This window comes from Rhodococcus sp. 320_ES, assembly GCF_059691855.1.
The window spans coordinates 18,496-36,503 of record NZ_JCAWAG010000008.1 but is presented as its reverse complement, the minus strand read 5'-3'; the positions used below and the strand labels follow the sequence as shown (position 1 = coordinate 36,503).

14 protein-coding genes and 1 pseudogene are annotated in these 18,008 nt (G+C 60.5%); 6 read left to right on the top strand and 9 right to left on the bottom strand.

Going from position 1 to position 18,008, the window contains the following annotated elements:
- The first annotated feature begins 1,366 nt into the window (after positions 1-1,366).
- Entirely contained in the window at positions 1,367-2,539 is a 1,173-nt protein-coding gene (locus AC59JP_RS23000; protein WP_497328212.1) for a site-specific integrase, read from the top strand.
- 35 nt (positions 2,540-2,574) lie between these two features.
- Here AC59JP_RS23000 and AC59JP_RS22995 read toward each other — a convergent pair whose 3' ends face one another.
- The 3 genes from AC59JP_RS22995 to AC59JP_RS22985 form a co-directional block, all read right to left on the bottom strand.
- Positions 2,575-3,672: a HigA family addiction module antitoxin gene (locus AC59JP_RS22995; RefSeq protein WP_020111358.1), complete on the bottom strand. Its 1,098-nt coding sequence runs from the start codon at positions 3,670-3,672 to the stop codon at positions 2,575-2,577.
- A gap of 13 nt (positions 3,673-3,685) precedes the next feature.
- Entirely contained in the window at positions 3,686-3,988 is a 303-nt protein-coding gene (locus tag AC59JP_RS22990; protein ID WP_020111357.1) for a type II toxin-antitoxin system RelE/ParE family toxin, read from the bottom strand.
- 486 nt (positions 3,989-4,474) lie between these two features.
- A complete protein-coding gene (locus AC59JP_RS22985; RefSeq protein ID WP_497328209.1) occupies positions 4,475-5,266 on the bottom strand; it encodes an IclR family transcriptional regulator in 792 nt (263 codons plus the stop codon).
- A gap of 98 nt (positions 5,267-5,364) precedes the next feature.
- Here AC59JP_RS22985 and AC59JP_RS22980 point away from each other — a divergent pair, with 98 nt between their 5' ends.
- From AC59JP_RS22980 to AC59JP_RS22970, 3 genes are read left to right on the top strand one after another with little or no spacing between them, the layout of a single operon-like run.
- On the top strand, positions 5,365-7,389 hold the full coding sequence (locus tag AC59JP_RS22980) for an alpha-ketoacid dehydrogenase subunit alpha/beta (RefSeq protein WP_497328207.1): 2,025 nt from the start codon (positions 5,365-5,367) through the stop codon (positions 7,387-7,389).
- A gap of 16 nt (positions 7,390-7,405) precedes the next feature.
- On the top strand, positions 7,406-8,713 hold the full coding sequence (locus AC59JP_RS22975) for an MFS transporter (RefSeq protein ID WP_497328205.1): 1,308 nt from the start codon (positions 7,406-7,408) through the stop codon (positions 8,711-8,713).
- Between the two features lie 29 nt (positions 8,714-8,742).
- On the top strand, positions 8,743-9,498 hold the full coding sequence (locus AC59JP_RS22970) for an SDR family oxidoreductase (RefSeq protein ID WP_231383812.1): 756 nt from the start codon (positions 8,743-8,745) through the stop codon (positions 9,496-9,498).
- Positions 9,499-9,616: 118 nt separating this feature from the next.
- On the opposite strand, the gene AC59JP_RS22965 is transcribed toward AC59JP_RS22970, so the two are convergent.
- Together AC59JP_RS22965 and AC59JP_RS22960 are read right to left on the bottom strand one after the other, a co-directional pair.
- Entirely contained in the window at positions 9,617-9,868 is a 252-nt protein-coding gene (locus tag AC59JP_RS22965; protein ID WP_081631861.1) for a porin PorA family protein, read from the bottom strand.
- Positions 9,869-10,280: 412 nt separating this feature from the next.
- Positions 10,281-10,661 (bottom strand): hypothetical protein, encoded by a 381-nt coding sequence (locus tag AC59JP_RS22960; RefSeq protein WP_497328202.1) that lies wholly within the window; start codon positions 10,659-10,661, stop codon positions 10,281-10,283.
- A 78-nt stretch (positions 10,662-10,739) separates the two neighbouring features.
- Between AC59JP_RS22960 and AC59JP_RS22955 the strand changes: the two genes are divergently transcribed.
- Entirely contained in the window at positions 10,740-11,120 is a 381-nt protein-coding gene (locus AC59JP_RS22955) for a hypothetical protein (RefSeq protein WP_196806163.1), read from the top strand.
- A 447-nt stretch (positions 11,121-11,567) separates the two neighbouring features.
- Here AC59JP_RS22955 and AC59JP_RS22950 read toward each other — a convergent pair whose 3' ends face one another.
- The 4 genes from AC59JP_RS22950 to AC59JP_RS22935 all read right to left on the bottom strand — a co-directional run bounded on the left by AC59JP_RS22950 (position 11,568) and on the right by AC59JP_RS22935 (position 17,040).
- Positions 11,568-12,875 carry an MFS transporter gene (locus AC59JP_RS22950; RefSeq protein WP_497328200.1) on the bottom strand — a complete coding sequence of 436 codons (1,308 nt, stop codon included), beginning with the start codon at positions 12,873-12,875 and terminating at the stop codon, positions 11,568-11,570.
- 377 nt (positions 12,876-13,252) lie between these two features.
- Positions 13,253-14,290 (bottom strand): alcohol dehydrogenase catalytic domain-containing protein, encoded by a 1,038-nt coding sequence (locus AC59JP_RS22945; RefSeq protein WP_027498727.1) that lies wholly within the window; start codon positions 14,288-14,290, stop codon positions 13,253-13,255.
- Between the two features lie 117 nt (positions 14,291-14,407).
- Positions 14,408-15,847, bottom strand: a complete 1,440-nt coding sequence (locus AC59JP_RS22940; protein WP_020111342.1) for a GntP family permease — start codon at positions 15,845-15,847, stop codon at positions 14,408-14,410.
- A gap of 137 nt (positions 15,848-15,984) precedes the next feature.
- Positions 15,985-17,040 carry a 2,3-butanediol dehydrogenase gene (locus AC59JP_RS22935; protein ID WP_497328197.1) on the bottom strand — a complete coding sequence of 352 codons (1,056 nt, stop codon included), beginning with the start codon at positions 17,038-17,040 and terminating at the stop codon, positions 15,985-15,987.
- Between the two features lie 511 nt (positions 17,041-17,551).
- Here AC59JP_RS22935 and AC59JP_RS22930 point away from each other — a divergent pair.
- A pseudogene (locus AC59JP_RS22930) lies at positions 17,552-18,004 on the top strand (alcohol dehydrogenase catalytic domain-containing protein); the annotation flags it as partial.
- Positions 18,005-18,008: the final 4 nt, after the last annotated feature.

The window sequence follows — 18,008 nt, the reverse complement described above, 5'->3', positions numbered from 1 at the left end:
CGTCGAACTTCCTCGGTGCAGCCATAACGGCATTCTCCTGGTGAGATCACAGTCTCCACCAGACCCAGGACGGTTCACCCCGCCCCTCAGACAGGGTGCCCATGTAGCACCTCACGGCCATCGCTCACCAGGCCAGCCTTCAATGAGAACCAAGAAACGGCAGCAGGCACGCCCAATCCACGCCGCTGATACCCCGACACACATCGCGACCAACCGGCGACTATCCGATCATCAGGTCGAGAGACCCGACCATCGCATGATTTCAACAAACAGTAGTGGTCAGGGTTCAACGCAACAGGTGTGATAGCCCGAACGCAGAGGATGAACTGAGCAAGTCACAGGCATGCTGCTCCAGACGACGCACACGCCAATGGTGCCGCCGCACAGTGGCGCAACTGCGATCGCCGTCCGCACGTCGGCGAACCAGCTGGGGGAGTGCACCCGACCACTTGACCAACCGGGAACACAAACCCACCTTGCACCCCCATCGCACGTCCCGGCCTACAGTCATACCTACGGCCATACGTATGGGCTTATGAGTGGGCTTATGAGTGGGCTGAACCCAGCGGATCCCGCCTTACATTCCCAGCCAGAACGTAGGCTCCCGCAATGGCCAACTCAGGATCAAGAGTCGAGACTATCTAGCCCACAGGAAATCGGCTTCGTCACGTGACATTGCGCGACCTACGGCAACAGTGGACTGAATGCCGGGGTTTGTCTTGATGGAACACCTGAAGAGACGTTATAGCCGCCGCCGGTGCGATGACCTTAGCCCGTCGGAGCGCCGAGCGTTGATGATGGGCCGAGGGGACAATCCGCAGGGCAAGCCGCATAGCGGCAGCAAGGAGCACACGTTTCGGCCGAAGACGGCTCAAGTCCGAGCCTGATGTGGGGTGAGAAGACGACGATTCGACTATGGAGGTCGACGGACTTCTCCTTCCCGGTCCCTCATATAGAGTCTCGGCGATTAAGCGTTCGACGCAAGACAAGGTGTTTGCGACGCCCGATCGCCCGTCCGCCGATAGGAGCAGGGGCCGCCAATGCAGTCCGCGAACACTCTCGGGATCAGACGCTGGCACGCCATTTCGGCAGCTCATGCTGTCGTTGTATTGGTCTCAATGACACCTACCGAGGTCTGCAACCGAGCAGATTGTGTGATGGTGACCCAGGTCAGCCCAACGACCTATCCGCGTGACCTCGCACTGCGGCTGGTGAAAACACCGCGACGAGCGGCGCTTCATAGTCACCCACATTTTTTCAGATTATGCCAATGTAAATTGCATTTTCCGCATCGTCTGGCCCAGAACGCCGGGTCAGCACAGTTTTGCTGTGCAGACGTGTCGGTGACCTGCGATAGGCTGCCCTTATGGACTTCCGGCCAGGCCATGCACCTGCGGTGAGCACTGTCGAGAACACCCTGGGCGGCAGATCGTTGGCGGTCGAGCCGGAGATCCCACCCGCCGTCGCGAAGCGGATCGCGGCCGCCGTGCACTCCTCCCAGTCCGATGGAACGCGCAAGACATACGCCGCGGCGTGGAGACGCTTCACCAATTGGTGCGAGACGAATGGTCACGTGACGCTTCCTGCGCACCCGATCACCGTCGCCGCCTATCTCGTCGACGCAGCCGACACCCGAAACGAAACAGGGGAGCGGGCTTACGCCGTCGCTACGTTCGGCACCTGGATCGCCGCGATCAACCACCGACACCGCACCACCGGGCATCTGTCGCCGTCAGCCCATGAACTCGTCACCGCGACTCTGTCCGGCATCCGGCGTGAGTATGCCGCGGCGGGGGACCGACCCCGCACCCCGCGAAACCCGTTGCTGGTCGAGGACATCAAACTCCTCGTCGAGACGGCAAGGCACCGATGCCGAGGCTGGGCCGACGAGGTCCTCGAACGCCGCGACTCCGCAATTCTGCTCCTCGGGTTCGCTGGCGCATTCCGACGCAGCGAACTCTCCGACCTCGTGTGCGGCGACATCATCGTGCACCGGCACGACGGATTGCATGTGCGGCTGCGGAAGTCGAAGACCGACCAAGAGGGCAGGGGAGCGGTGAAGGCCCTGCCGTACACAGACTCCCACGAGACCTGCCCACCGTGCGCGTACGTCCGTTGGGTGCAGGTCGTGGCTGCGTTCGACGCCGGCGGCCGTCCGTCCGTGATCCGCCTACTCCGGAAGCGAGAACCGTTCGACGCTCACGTCTGTCGTGGGGGAGTGCCGCGCACCGCCGCCCGCGCACCGTTGCTCCGGGCAGTTGCCAAGAACGGCAACCTCGGTTCCAGCGCGTTGTCCGGAGCTGCGATCCACCAGGCCATCCGCCGCCGCGCCAAACATGCTGGCTTCGACCCTGCGTCGCTCGCCAAACTCGGCGGGCACTCACTGCGCGCCGGGTTCGTCACCCAAGGCACCCGCAACGGTGCCGACGGCTCCGCCATCGCACGCCAAACCGGCCACGCCAGCCTCGACTCCGTCGAGGTGTATCGACGCGAACATGCGCCCCTCGTCGGCAACGCGGTCACTAATATCGGGTTATGAAGCAGCGACGCATGGCTAGCTCAGGTCTCTTCCTCCTATGCAGTGAAGGTGCCGGCGAGATCGACGCAAAGCCCGTTACCGAATCGGTAATCCAGGAGCCGACGCCGGTGCATCTGGTGCACGGCCACGCCGGGCGCAATGCCGATCCTCGCCGCGGCATCTGCAATCTCGCGATCGCGGGTTAGTCCCTCAAACGGCTTGATGCCGTCCTCGCCAAACAAGATCTTCATCGCGAACGCATTGGCCCCCTTTTCCGCGGCGCTGTTGCGCTTCTTCTGCGTGCTGTATTCGACGTGCATCTCGCCTCTTGGGTCGTTGAGCACATGGCCGAGTTCGTGGAAGAGCGTCCAGATGACAAAGCCATCCTTGCCCCACCGTCCGGTCTGCTGGATAACGGGCACTCGCTTGTCGATCCACCGGGTCATGCCCAGCAACTGGAGCTTTTTGGGCGGCTCAACCACCATGAACACCACACCAACATCGGCGAGCATGTTGACTGTGTCCCGAAGCATCGCTGAGTCAGGTGCGGCAGCTCTCGCGCGCAGTTTGGGCAGAGCCTCCTTGAGCCGAGCGGGGTCGTAATCATAGTGCCGACCCCGTTCGAACGGCTCTGCCAGCTCAGCCGCTCGAAGCCACGTCGTCAGAAGCGTTCGATCGAGCGTTGCACTCGAGTCCTTTAGCGCGGCCAGTGCATAGTCGCCTGTCGAGGCCTCTCGGTGGAGGTGGTCGTACGCGGCCCAAGTGCCGCAGCGGTGGAACGCAAGGAAGTCAGATACCAGCTTGCCGGGAGTGCGTTTGGTCGCCCCGGTCGCGCCGATACTACGCAAGTAAGCGATCGCTGATGGCGCGATCTCGTCGACATGCTCGGCGAGGCCCTCTTCGTCGGCGATACGGGCAAGGTCGGCTCGATACAGTGCCTCATACTTAAGCCAAGTCCTCGCAGGGATGCCGACGACGCGCTCGAGGCGCATGGCAGTGTCGCTAGTGATCGGCGCGCGCCCGTTGACGATCTCGTTAACCTGCTTGCGGCTGGTGCCGAGAAGCTCAGCTACCCGCTGCTGGGACAGGTCTTGATCGTCGATCCACTCCTCCAAGTACTCCCCGGGAGCTACGGCGTAGTTCGTGGCGGTCATGGCCGATCCTTCCTCAGTGGTAGTCCTCGACGTCGATCACGGTGGTCTCTGTAGCGGTCAACGAATTGGGCGACGGTGCGACCAGCAGCCGCCAGTTTCCACTGAGCTCTCCAGCCCAGGTGCCCGCGCGCTTGCCCTTAAGGTCGTGCCAAGCGCCCCCGGGGTCATCAACAGGCAGATCGCCCAGTGTTTCCGAGTTTTCGAGCGCCTTTACACGCAGTCGTAGCTTTTTCTTCAGGTCGGGTCGCTGCTTCTGCATCTCGCGCTCGTCAGTGCACAGCTTTTTGAGCTTGTTGTCCTTGTACTCTACGCGCAATCAGTGTCACCGATCTCGTTACAGTCCAACGCGGCCTATCCGAAAATTATGCCCGAGCGCGCAAAGCAGGCGGGCGCTGCCCCTGGGTGTCATCGGTTTTGAAAAACTCAGCTGGGTGCAGCGACAAAGGCCATGTCGACTCTCGGGCAGTAGCCAATCTGCGAGAGCCCGTTTGAGCAGCAGTTGCTGCGCCTCGGTCAGACGAACGACCGGACCAATCGTCAACATGCCTTGTACACCGGACAGTCCGAAACTCGCTGCAAGAGCTCAGTTATCGAATAGTCTCGAGGTCCCATTCAATACAGGCGCTCTACACCGTCCACGTTCGTTCACAGCGCGGCTCCCACCGCTGCCTGCAACCGCCATCTGGCAGACACCGTAGTGGCGCGACAGCGACCTCGCCTGATGCGGAACACATATAGGACGCTCCAAATGTTCTCGGGCTTCCCGGTTGCGTAAGCGGATTTCGATACATCGCGCACCGCTTCACGACTGTTCAGAGTGGGCAACGAGCTCCGATGCGCGCGCAGCATGCTCGGTGACGCAGGCGATGAGTCGATCCCGCTGAACAGCGAATCTGGTTGACGGGGTCGATAGGTTGATGGTTCCGATGAGCGTGCCTGATGGGCTGAGAATAGGAGCGGAAACCCCGGAGATGTCCTCTTGATAGTCGCCCGGGTCCAATGACCACCCACGCGATCGGGTGTCGGGGAGCTCTTCGTCCAGTGTCGCTTGCGCCGCCTCTCGCTCCATCGCGCTGAGGCGTGCGGTCGAGAGTGTGAACATTGCTTTGCTTGCGTCGGCATCGAGAAGTGCCAGAGCCAATCTGCCTGATGCTCTTAAGTATTCATGTCCTGTCAAACCGATGTAGAGGCCCGTTGCCTTGACTGGTTGAGTCCCCTCCGCCAGTGCTTGAACGACCATCCGGTTGTCGACGACCATAGAGGCCGATGCCGTCTCGTTGGTCAGTGCCGACAGTTCCTGGACCAACTGCACTATGCGGCCGTGCGGGCTGACGGTACGGCGGTAGGCCTGCGCGAGGGCGGAACTTTTCGCGCCGATGTGAAGCGTCGAGTTGGCATCTCGCGTCAAATAGCCAAGATCGACAAGGGTATTGAACAGATGGTAGCTGGTGGTGATGTTCAGCCCGAGTCGCTCGGCCACCTCCTTGACGGTAGGCGGAACCTGCGACGCGGCCACCTCTTCCAAAAAGGCAAGGCCACGAGCCAGAGTCTGAAGCGTAGTGACGGCACGGGCTTTTGGAGGTGGGGTTGACATGTGCCGATCCTACTATTTCATTAAATGAAATAGTATTCAAATATTGACATCCGTTTGTGATGGGGGTCATAGTCGACTTCTAACCAAAGGAGAAACGCGTGCATGACTACATCGAGTACTACCGGCAAATGCGGCGGATCCGATCGATGGAGGACCGCTGCCTTGAGCTCAGCTCCGAGGGCTTCTTCGTAGGCTCTGTGCATACCTGCCACGGCCACGAGGCTGTCGCAATCGGCGTGACAGCGCTGAAGCAACCGCAAGACAAAATCTTGTCCACCTACAGAGGTCACGGTTGGGGTCTCGGGTGCGGGGTACCGCTCGTGGAGTTGATGGGTGAAATTTGTCAACGATCAGGCGGTATCAACGGGGGACGCTCGGGGTCGCTGATGCTCACGGCACCGGAATACGGGTTCGTCGGTGAGAACTCCATTGTGGGCGCGGGCGCCCCAATAGCCGATGGGGTCGCGCTTGCTGCCCAAATCACCGAATCCGGAGGCGTGGCAGTAGCAACAATCGGAGACGGCGCGATGAGCCAAGGTGCACTGCACGAAGGCCTAGTCTTCGCTGCTGTGAAGAATCTTCCGGTCGTGTTCATCTGCGAGAACAACGGTTGGGCTGAGATGACGCCTGCGTCCGAAATGACGCGCGACCCGCAGCTTGCCAATCGTGCAGCTGCGTACGGCTTACCATCACGCTCGGTCGATGGGTGTGACCTCAAAGCAGTGCTCGACGCGTCGACCTGGGCACTCGACGAGGCTCGCGCCGGACGAGGCCCTGTCTTCCTTGAGTTCAAAGTCGTTCGCATGAAAGGTCACTACAACCGCGACATCGAGCACTACCGCCCACGGGCCGACATCGAGGACGCAAAGTCCCGAGATCCGTTGGCTAGGTTGGTCCGCCAACTGATCTCGGATCGAACCGCCACCGCGGAAGAACTCAAGGCAGTCGACGCCGCCGTGCAGTCCGAAGTGGACGCCGCTACGGTCGCGGTACGCAACATGGCAGAGCCGATCATCGCAGATGCCACCACCGACATCTACGCGGCCGAAGCAATCGGACATCGCGGCACGAACAAAGGTCGCGGCGAACCGTCCGGCCCGATGGAATACTGGCGGGCCATCAACACGGCGTTGGCCACCGACCTCTCCGAACGACAGGAAATGGTGGTCTACGGCGAAGATGTCGCCTTTGCCGGCGGCATTTTCGGGGTCACCCGCGGTCTGCAGAAGCGCTTCGGCACTCGACGGGTATTCGACACCCCGATTGCCGAAACCGCAATTCTGGGTTCTGCCGTGGGTGCATCCATCGCAGGTCTGCGCCCTGTAGTCGAGATCATGTGGATGGACTTTCTGATGGTTGCACTCGATCAACTCGTGAACCAGGCAGCAAATGTTCGATACGCGAGTCGAGGTACTCAGTCCGCACCTTTGACCGTGCGACTCCAACAGGGCGCAACCGCGGGGTCGTGCGCCCAACACACTCAAAGCCTCGAGGCACTGTTGGCTCACATTCCCGGGCTTCGAGTAGGCCTGCCTGCGAGCCCGGCAGATGCCTATGCCATGACCCGTGCAGCGATCGCGGACGCGGACCCGGTTGTGTTGATCGAGTCACGCGAATTGTACCAACTCAAGGGCGTCGTCTATCCAGACGCGGACATTGAGGCAGTCCGCGGTTCACGTCTATATCCAGCAGACGAGAATCATGTTGTTGTGATCACGTGGGGGGCCATGGTGCAGCGCGCACTCGCAGCCAAGGCGCAACTACGAAGTGAGGGTATCGAGATCGCTGTGCTCGACTTGCGCTGGCTTGCTCCACTCGACCTGGAGGCGGTGACCGCCGCTGTTCGTCATGCACGAGGCCGTGCGGCCGTGGTGCACGAAGCAAACTTGACCGGAGGCTTCGGCGGGGAAGTGGTTTCTCGCATCCACGAAGGTCTCGGCCGAGAGATGCCGTTGGATATTCGCCGTCTCGCAACACCCGACTCTCGAATCCCGACGCCCGGGAAATTGCAAAAAGCAATCATCCCGGGGACAGACTCCATTATCGAAGTGTGCCGGGAACTGTCCGAGACACGCCCGGCACCATCCGAACTTGCTGCGTTGTCCACCCAAACAGCCGGTTAGCGAGGAGAAATTACCCATGACTGTCCCTAGTGAAGTGTCGGCTCGTAACCACCTCGAACTTACGTCTGAAAAACGGTTCAAATCTCTGTTCGCCAGCGGAGTCGGGAATACTCTGGAGTGGTACGACTGGACCGCGTACGCAGTTTTTTCACCATTCATCGCTCAGGCACTTTTCGACAAGTCCGATCCGGTATCCGCCATGCTGGCGACACTCGTCGTCTTCGCCGTAGGTTTCGTATCGCGCCCTTTGGGCGGAATGTTCTTCGGATACCTGGCAGCAAGAGCGGGTCGCCGTACCGTACTGATTGCCACCATGCTCACGATGGCTGCAGCGAGCCTGTTGATCGCCGTCACGCCGGCATATGGTGCCATAGGTGGGCTCGCGTCCGCGCTGCTGCTATTCGCCCGCCTTGTTCAGGGGTTTGCGCATGGAGGTGAATCCACAGCGTCGTACGCTTACGTCGCTGAGATCGCACCTGCTCGCCGCCGAGGTTTATGGTCGAGCACGGTCTACATCAGCGTGGGCCTCGGGACCGTTCTCGCAACAGCGATGGGTGCGGTGCTGACCGCGACAGTTCCGGCCGAATCTGTCGAATCATGGGGATGGCGGGTCCCATTTTTCGTCGGCGGTCTGCTTGCATTGTTCGCTCTGTACCTTCGACGAGGGATGATCGAGAGCGACGTCTACGAGACCCAGGAAAAAGACACACCGGACGATGCGAGGTGGTCACGGAAGCAGTTGTTCATCTCCGGTTTGAAACTATTCGTATTCACCGGCGGTACTTCGGTCGTGTTCTATACGTTCAACTCTTTCGCTTCCGCTTTTGCGATCTCTCAGCACGGAATGCAATCGTCCGGTGCATTCCGCGCCAGCCTTCTGGCCCAACTCGTCGGGATAGTCGTGCTTCCGATGTGGGGTGCGCTATCGGACAAGATCGGGCGAAAGCCCGTCCTGATCTTCTGGGCCGTGTCGTTCACGGCTCTGATTTTTCCCTTACTCGGTTTGATCGACTCTCGACCATGGACCTTGTTCACGGCGCAAGCTGTCGCTCTCGCTGTCGCAGGTGCAGCTACCTCTATCTACGCCGCCACCATTGCAGAACAGTTACCGACAAACCAGCGAACGAAAGTAATCGGAATTGCCATGTCACTGTCGGTCGCAGTTTTTGGGGGGACTGCCCCGTATTTGAACACAGCCTTGAACTCGATGGGCCTGGGCTGGCTTTTTCAGATCTATTTCGTATTACTATGCGTCGCTTCACTTGTGGTCGTCATCTCTTTCAAAGAGACTCGGGCCATAGACCTCCGGAAAGTTGGGTCCTGATGTCTGAACTATCAGATTCGGTTGCGCTCGTGACCGGCGCTGCGTCCGGTCTCGGCTACGCCACAGCTCGGGCGCTGAGCGAGCATGGTGCCAGTGTCGTCGGCGCGGATCTGTCTCGTCCACCCGACGAGCCGGGTATCGAGTTCGTCGAATGCGATGTGACAAACGAGGACAGTGTGCGCCACGCGCTGACCACGGCCACTGGAACGGGGAAGCACTTTCGTTACGCCGTTAATTGCGCCGGAATTCGGTCATCGACCAGAGTGCTGAACGACGGTGGCCCGCACCCTCTTCAAGAATTTCGCCGGGTACTAGATATCAACCTTGTGGGAACGTTTAACGTGACCAGACTCGCCTCAGCGGAGATTGCCAGGCAGCAACCGTTGTCCGACGGTGCTAGAGGTGCCGTGGTGAATACCTCGTCGATCGCCGCCTACGAAGGCCTACCAGGCCAGGCTGCCTACGCTGCGTCCAAAGCTGCGATCGCAGGTATGACCCTCACCCTGGCCAGAGATCTCGCCGAACACGGCATACGAGTCAATTCCATCGCACCAGGCGTGATGGAAAGTCCCATGATCAACGAGTTGTCGGGCCTGCGCCGCAGGCATCTGAGTGAATCTGTGATCTTCCCTAAACGGCTCGGCGACGCCCACGAATTCGCTGAACTGGCGCTGTTCTTGCTTCGCTCCTCCTACATCAACGGAGAAGTCGTTCGGCTGGATGGTGCGCTCAGGATGGTTCCGCGATATGGCGTGCCCGAGGGCTGCACGAGATCAGTGCCATGACCCGTTTTTGGTGGCGCAACCAGCTGATCAGCAACGACATCGAGACCACGCCCCACCGCTTCGTCTCGGCGCGGCTGTGCCGACCCTGAATGAAAACAAGAGCGTCGCCGACATCTCGTCATCTCGGGTCACACCGGCTCGACATACAGCTCACCGGCAGCGGTAGCGTCCAAAGCCGAGGTGATCGGGCTGGCCAAAGCCGGGGTAGTTCCCCGTCGCTGAACGCAGTGCGTGCGTCGAGAGTAGTAACCGCGTGTGGGTCGTCCACGCTCGGAACAAGCCACCGGTGAGGTTGTTCCTCGACCGCCACTATCGAACCGGATACCGGCTCGACCCACACATCGCGAGTGTTCTCGTAGTGAAGGTTCATCGTCGTAGCCTCTTCGCCACCACCTTCGTGATCGCGGTGGTAGCCGTCGTGTCCTTAGTGTCGAGAAGGCCGTTGATCGAACGGATTCGACGCGACTTGTCAGGCGAAATAAAGGGTTTCGAGGAAACCATGGCACGAAGCCCGCCATTGCGGACCCCGATGCCGATATCGCGGCACTGTGTGCGCAGATGGCGAACGTGGTCGCGCTGATCAGCGACGGCACCTGGACCCCACACGAGACGGCCGAAACAGCCCGAGCCGCAGCCGAACTCAACTGGACCGTCTCGACGAAAGAAATAAGGTCGACCGACGAACACAAGCCTTGATCGGGCCCGAAGGCCGTGTCGCGATCACCGGCGTCCCTGCGCGCGACCACCCTGCCCCATCGGCTCGACGCTACCGAGTCTCGTTGCTACAGCGCAATATCAGCGTACGCAGTCAACTCCGTCCAACGTTCCCCGACCGGTCGCGCAGCGGGCTGGAGGGTGTAGCGATCCGCGCCGATCAGTTGGTCCATCGACAGGCCGGTGTCTGCGGCGATGTCCTCGATCGGCACCTGGAATGTCCGGTACGGGCCAAGTGGGGGAGTGGCGGTCTCGGTGCGGGCGGGCCGGGTGAGGATCGGACCCAACGACGGTGTCTGATCGAGAACGTATCCCGTCGCCGCCAACTCCGAATCTTGCACCCAGGCGGCGATTTTGAAGAACCGGCGTGGGATCGCCACGCCCGCATCCGCATCGACCCCCACGAGGCCACCGGCTTTCAGCCGGTCGACGTGTGGGAGCGCTGGCACACCGTCCTGCAATTCTCCGACCGGTAACCCTCGACGACATTGCTCGCAGAGCATCTGCAGCACAACACGTTTCCCGACATGACCGCGTCACCGCACCGCGGCGGTCCGGTCGCGGTCCCGATCGACCGGTGGGGTCACCTACCGTTGCCTGCCGCTCCGATGACCGCCGCCGAGATCGGATCGGTGATCGCCGCGCACCGCACCGGGCTCTCACCGCTGCACACCCCACGACGCCGTTCGAGTAGACCACACGCGGACGCCGAACAAATCGACGTGATTCGTCCCGAGCCCACACCAGCAGACCTCGATTCCGGGTACTACCGCGCGGGTGTCGACGCGCGGCGCCGCGCGCACACCGCCCTGGCTGATGTCCCGGACATGGTCGACGACGTCGAGGACCGCATCGAAGCGCTGCTGCAACGCACCCTCGACCTGCTCGGCGACGAGGCCGCACCCTGAGAAGGCCACGTGCCACCGACGCCCACAGGGGCGTCAGAAGATCCTGGCGGTTCCACCTGACATAAAAACCGGCTTATCGGCGGGGTCCGACGTCAAATTCTTGACGGTGAAGTATCGCGAAACATCATGCTTGCACCCTTAATAAGCGGTTTTTCGAACTAAGTTTTGGCATCCAGGTCCGAGTCCGTGGTCACGGTGACGGTGACGGTAAGGTCGAGATTGTCGTTTCAGGCTCTGGCACCGGTAGGTGTCGGTTCGCGACCCGGTGAGCTCGCTCGGGCATTGTCGAAGTCGCCAGCAACCATGACCGCACCGGAATACATGACAAGAATCCTCATAGCTTCGAGTCGCGTGAGTTCTGCGGGGTGGCGCATCGGCGGGAGGCGGCAGTGCTCACCAACTGTGTGGGTGCATTGGGACCGTTGGTGAGCCCTGCCAATGTGGCTTTCAGTGCGTAGACGAGGTGGTCGGATGAGTCGGGGTCTTACTCGCGGAGAGTTGGATCGCGCTCACGGGAAGGACAAGCGTCAGTAGCGCTGCGAGAGCGTACATGCCGGCGAAGATCCAGACCATGCCCTCGGCTCCGACCGTTCCCAGAAAAACCGCAACGAGCAACGGGCCGACGGCGACCGATAAGCCCGCGCCGACGTTGCACGCGGACATCGCTGCGCCGGGGTGCTTCGGTTCGAGTGCTGCGATGATCGCGGAGATTGGGATGAACCCGGCGAGAGAGATGCCGAAGGCGATGCCGGCGAGTAGCGCAACGGTGTAAGAACCAGTCCAGGCTGGCAGGTAGTAGAGACCGAGGATGCTCACGCCTGCGCAGACCGCGCCGAACCACCGGACGGTACGGACCCATCCCAAACGGTCGCCCATCATGCCGAACACGACATTGAAGGGGATGTTGGCGGCATAGATGACAGTGGTCAATATAAGCCACCGGGACAGCCCGAAGCCGAACTGTTCCGCAAACAGCACGGGAAAGAAGACGAACGAGCCGTACTGCGGCGCCGTTGCGATCATGCGGACGGTGACAGCACTGAGAACCCGGGGACGGGTCGCGATCAAGCGCAAACCGAGGAACAAGATGTCGAATGGTTTGGCGTCGGGTTCGGCGAGCCTGGACCGACCGGTTTTCTCTTTCACGCCGAACAATGCGAGCAGGCCACCGAGGACGACCAGGCCGACCGAAAGCCACAACGTGTTGTAACCACCGATGAGGGGGATCGTGCTGGACGCCACCAACGCTCCGAGCGTCGGCAGACCCGCGGTGAACATGACGTAGAACCACCCAATGGCTGTCGCGAGCCGACGTCTGTCAGCGACCGCCGCGATCCACACAAGGAATCCGAACGCAAACAGGGGGTATCCAAGACCGCGGAATGCGTAAGAGACAAACAGGACGACCTCGTTATCCCCGGCGACACCGAATGTCAGAAAGATCACCTCGAAGAACACCCAGGTGGCGAAGCCGATCGTCATGACCCGCCTGGGTCCCCATAAGTCGGAGAGTGCGGCGGAAAGCCAGGAGGCAAATGCGACCACGATTCCGTACATGGCGACGAGAAGTCCCACGCGTTCGGTGTCAAGTCCGTTGTTGTCGCGCAGGAATGGCGCGAGGAAGTTCGATTCGACGCCGTCACCGATCATGAATAGGAGCAGGCCGAGATACCCGAACAGTAGGGGGCGAGGTAATCCCAATCGGTGCCACAAGGTTGTAGCGCCGTCCTGGGCCGGCTGAACAGATCTGGTCATTTCACGTTCCTCTGGGAATGCCAAAGTATGGCGTGGGTGCGCCCTACGGTGGGCGGGTGTGGTTCATGCGTAGGGGTGGTCACTACAGCAGCTGTGTGCGGGCTTGAGGGAGTCGTACGGAGCCCGATGAATTTCGGTGTTCGCGGCGCTTTCTGGATCCGGGGGACGATCGTAAGAGGAACTTGGCACTCTTTTTGAGAGTTACATCGAGACTTGATGCAGTCCCCCGGTGTCTAACTCGACCATCGATGCGCTTGGTGATGTGGTTTTCGGACTTGGGGGCAGGATGTGCCCGAACCTGTTCAGGATGTGGCGACGATTTGCATTCAGACGGCGCGCCACGTCGTCTTGCCACCGGTCACGTTGTCGTGGGTGAGTTACGGCCAAGTGATGGTTGTTTTTCCGATACTGCCGCTGGCGAAGTCGGCGACAGCAGCCGGCGCGTCTTCCAAGCGACAGTGAACTGTGAGAATGGGGTCGAGATCGAGTCCTAGTTTCACCGCATCCGCGACAGCCTCCATCATCACCGGCATGCTGAAAACGAACGACCCCTTGATCGTCGACTGTCGCATGATCACGTCCGTAACTGGATCGATGTCGTACCCTGGCCCAAATCCGACCAGCACGACAGTGCCCCAGACTTTCGCGATGCGTGACGCCGTCCGGCGGCCATGAATGTTTCCTGAAGTGTCGATCACCGAATCCACACCGTCGGGTGCGATGGAAGCGATATCGAAATCGTTGGAATCGTGGCTCTCGAATCCGAGATCTGAGGCGAATTTCAAGCGCTCAGGAACCGGATCTATCCCGAATGCGCGGACCCCCAACGCTTTCGCCCAAGCCAGGGAAGCAAGTCCCACCGGCCCGAGGCCGATGACAGCGACAGTCCCGCCGAGCGGGATGTCAGCCCGACGCAACGCTTGATATGCAGTTGAGGCACCACAGGCTAGAAAGGCACCCGCTCCGAAACTCAGCTCGCTGGGAAGAGGCACGCAATCCCGTGCCTCGACGATTACTTTGTCCTGGTAGCCGCCGTCTCGGTCGAGCGAATATACGGTGTTGTTCTGGCAATGGTTGTCCCACCCTTTTCGACAAGACAGGCAGTTGCCGCAACCCGAGTAATGTTGCACGGCTATTCGGTCACCCGGCTTTAGATGGCTGACTCCCTCGCCTACGGCCTCGACGATGCCCGCGATCTCATGGCCGGGAGTCGTTGTGTGCTTTCGAGGTTGAGTATGGGACTCCATAGCCTCCGCCGAGATGTGGTAATAGTGCAAGTCGCTCCCGCAGACTCCCTCTGCCTTGACGTCGAGCAACACTTCCCCAAGGCGTGGTGACCTGACTTCTTTTTCAACCAGAGCCATTTCGGACAGCCCTGTGAAAATCGCGGCCTTAACTAGCTGGGTTTCGGGCATAATTGATACTTCCTTTAGGTTCGTGCGAAGGCGGAGACTCGATCAGTCGAACGAGACCATGCTGTGCCGGGTGAGGACAGAGTGCCGCTGCAGATTTTGACCAGCGGGAGCTGCAGATCAGCTTATGATCGTGAACAAGACAGCTGCTACTGCGAAGCTGACGACCGACAGCACGGTCTCCAACACTGTCCACGTTTGCAGTGTCTGCTTGACGGTCATGTTGAAGAACTTGGCGATGATCCAGAAACCGCCGTCGTTGACGTGGCCGAGGATGATGGATCCGGCGGCGATCGCCATGGCGATGAGGGCGATGGCGATCTGCGAGTAGTCCTGTTCGATGACGAGTGGTCCAACGATGCCGCCGGTCGTGACGATGGCAACCGTCGCGGACCCCTGTGCGATGCGGAGTGCGCAGCTGATGATGTACGCGAGGACGATGATCGGTAAGCCTGCAGCCGACATGGTGTCTGCGAGCGCGGTTCCGATTCCGGTGGCCGAAATAACCTTGCCGAAGAACGCGCCCGCGCCGACGACGAGGAGCAGCATGCCCACCGGTCTTAGCGATTCACCGGTCAGCGTGGACAGTTCCTGCACAGTCGATCCGCGGCGGATACCGAGGATGTAAAAAGCGATAAGAACCGTGATGAGCAAAGCAACTGCGGGCGTTCCGAAGAACGTCAGGACCTGAAGCAAATCGCCCTCGCCCAGCAATATGTTGCCGAAGGTTGCACCGAGGATCAGTACGAGCGGCACCGCGATGATGGCACCGATGGTGGCGACGGACGGGGGTGTGGTGACCACAGATCGTTTGGTTCCGACGGCGATGCCGCTCGAGCCCTGTGGCCCGTCGGTGGGAGCGTCGTTGATGAAATCCGGGGGTACCTCGACGAAGATTCGTTTGCCGATGTAGCTACTCCACAAGATTCCTGCTGCCAGGAACCCGGGGATGCCGCAGACGAAGCCCATCAGAATGAGCCAGCCGAGGTTGACCTCGAGGAGGCCGCCGAGCGCGACCGGACCGGGGTGCGGGGGGAGGAATGCGTGGGTCATGGACAGACCGGCGAGCATGGGCATCGCATAGAGCACCAACGATTTTCCGCCCTGTCGTGCTGCGACGTACACGAGCGGTGCGAGGACGAAGATGCCGATATCGAAGAAGACCGGGATACCGAAGATGAGGCCGAGCAGACCCATGGCCAGCGGGGCACCGCGATCGCCGAAGACACCAAGCAGTTTTGCAGTCAGTGTCTGTGCGCCGCCGGACCTTTCGAGGATGGCACCGAGAACTGTGCCGAGTCCGATGATAACCGCGACGTGGCCGAGGATGCCGCCGAAACCGGTCTCGAGGAGCGAGTCGCTGCTCTTGATGGCAGTACCCACGATTTGTGACACCGGCAGACCTGCAGCAAGTGCGAGTCCGATGCCCGCTATGAGGAGAGCGATGAACGGTTCGAGTTTGATTCTGATGATGGCGACGAGCAGTATCGCGATAGCGACACCGCAGAGAACCAGGAGCCCGGGTGTGGACGTTCGCAACCAGTCGACGACGGAACCCATGAGGTTGCCTTTCTAATTTGCAGATGCACTAGCGGGTCCGACTGGCACATGTGGAAGTGCGTCGGATACCCGAGGGCCAATCGAACCGGTTCTTACCCGGGGCGATGAAAACTCGGGGTGTGGCGCGACCGCACTGCCTACAAGGTGGGTGACACCAGGATTTTGATCGATGACTCGGTGTCCTTGATCAGGGAGTTCAACCCGTCCTGCACCAGATCTTCTAGTCCGATCTTCTTGGTGATGAACGGCGCGAGATCGATCTTCCCGTCCTGTACCAGCGCAATGACCGCTCGGTGATTGTTCACGTACGCAAAGGTTCCCCGCAGGTCGATCTCTTTGAGAACAATTTTTTGCATATCGATTGAAGCTCGTGACCCCCAAATCGACACGTTGACAACAACACCCGCCGGTCGCACGGCATCGAGAACAGTGTCGAGCACAGCGTTGACGCCGGCGCATTCGAATGCAACATCCACACCGACTCCGTCGGTAAGCTCTCGAACTCGGTCTGCGATGTCGCCATCGGTCGGATTCAGAACGTGATCGGCCAGCTCCGCGGCTTGGGCCAGACGAGCGGCACTGACTTCGCTGATGATGGTTGTGACACCGATGCCCTTCAGAACCGCCGCCAGTAGCAGCCCGACCGGTCCCGCGCCGGCGACCAGAGCGGTCGTACCTGATCGAGCGCCACTGCGTTCTACGGCGTGGTAGGCCACGGCTAGGGGTTCGATGAGCGCCGCGTGATCCAACGGTATGTCCCCGACTGGGTGTACCCAGCGGGGGTCGACCACGATGCGTTCGCTCAGTCCACCGCCGTCGCCCGCGAGCCCGATCACTGCGATGCGTGTGCAGAGGTGATATTTGCCGAGTTGACAGGGAATGCACTCGTTACACACGACGTAGGGCTCGACCACGACCGCGTCTCCGACGCTCAAGCCTTCGACCCCGTCCCCGATCTCGGCGATCGTGCCGGAAAACTCGTGACCTAGCGTCACTGGCGGTACTTCCCCGGTCAGCGGATGCGGTGTATCAGCCGACGGAACAAAAATCGGTCCTTCGAGATACTCGTGTACGTCGGTGCCACAGATTCCACACCACGCGATATTCACCGCAACGGTGCCGGGCCGCACGGCGGGAACGGGTACGTCCTCTACGCGGATGTCGTTTCGAGCGTAGAAACGGGCGGCTTTCACATCTTCTCCTGGTCATTCGTCGAGATTCGGGATGGCCCCGGGCGACACAGAGAGGGCCAGCCACCTCGGTAGCGATTTGCGGAACGACATGTGTTCCTGTGCACATCAGAGCATCAGTATGTCTGTCATCACTCCACAATGTCAACGATGAGATAGCTACTATCTCATTGCGATACAAACGAAGGTCCGCGAATCGACAGCGTTGGGCGGAGAAGAGGGTGGCCCCAATGGAACCGGAGCGCGACACGGAGCAGGGCAGGTTGCCAGACCTTCGATCCAACCGATGCGTTATCGCAATGCCATGGTGTAATCAGCAATGCGATAGTACGATTCGAGTTGCCTTAAAGATCATCACGCCATGCCAAGTACCGACATCGCCTATAACTGCCCAACTCTGCGACGTGCCCCGGAGTAGCCGATGCCGCTCCGCGCAACACTCTTGACGGCGTTGAATCAACCGAACCCGCGCAGACAACACTGATCGCACACACGAAACCGAGGACCAACTGATATGACTGAGAACGGCCCGTTACGGACATCTGATCTCGCGCAAGCTCTCGACACGAGGACTGTGACCGCTCTGGCGAAGTTGCGTACCGGGTCTGACGGTGTCGGGTTGGTGCAGAAGGAGGTCCCGGCTCCCCGGTCCGGGCAGGCCCTGGTGAGGGTTCGCGCGGCCGGTGTGTGCGGTACCGATCTGCATATTCAGGACGATGAATACGCTAGTGCTCCGCCGGTGACGATGGGGCACGAGATCGCCGGTGTCGTGGAAGCGGTTGGTGATGAGCTTGATTCGAGCTGGGTCGGACGTAGGGTAGCCGTCGAGACGTACTTCTCCACCTGCGGGAAATGCGTGCAGTGTCGCGCAGGCAGGGGAAACCTCTGCGCCGACCGGAAGTCCATCGGATCGTTCCGAGATGGCGGCTTCGCCGACTTCATGTTGATTCCCGTAATAAATCTGCATGAGA

Excerpts from the sequence above, each read along its gene's own strand:
- AC59JP_RS23000 (WP_497328212.1), top strand. The coding sequence starts at position 1,367 with ATGGACTTCCGGCCAGGCCATGCACCTGCGGTGAGCACTGTCGAGAAC.
- AC59JP_RS22995 (WP_020111358.1), bottom strand. The coding sequence starts at position 3,672 with ATGACCGCCACGAACTACGCCGTAGCTCCCGGGGAGTACTTGGAGGAG.
- AC59JP_RS22985 (WP_497328209.1), bottom strand. The coding sequence starts at position 5,266 with ATGTCAACCCCACCTCCAAAAGCCCGTGCCGTCACTACGCTTCAGACT.
- AC59JP_RS22975 (WP_497328205.1), top strand. The coding sequence starts at position 7,406 with ATGACTGTCCCTAGTGAAGTGTCGGCTCGTAACCACCTCGAACTTACG.
- AC59JP_RS22965 (WP_081631861.1), bottom strand. The coding sequence starts at position 9,868 with ATGAACCTTCACTACGAGAACACTCGCGATGTGTGGGTCGAGCCGGTA.
- AC59JP_RS22955 (WP_196806163.1), top strand. The coding sequence starts at position 10,740 with ATGACCGCGTCACCGCACCGCGGCGGTCCGGTCGCGGTCCCGATCGAC.
- AC59JP_RS22950 (WP_497328200.1), bottom strand. The coding sequence starts at position 12,875 with ATGACCAGATCTGTTCAGCCGGCCCAGGACGGCGCTACAACCTTGTGG.
- AC59JP_RS22945 (WP_027498727.1), bottom strand. The coding sequence starts at position 14,290 with ATGCCCGAAACCCAGCTAGTTAAGGCCGCGATTTTCACAGGGCTGTCC.
- AC59JP_RS22940 (WP_020111342.1), bottom strand. The coding sequence starts at position 15,847 with ATGGGTTCCGTCGTCGACTGGTTGCGAACGTCCACACCCGGGCTCCTG.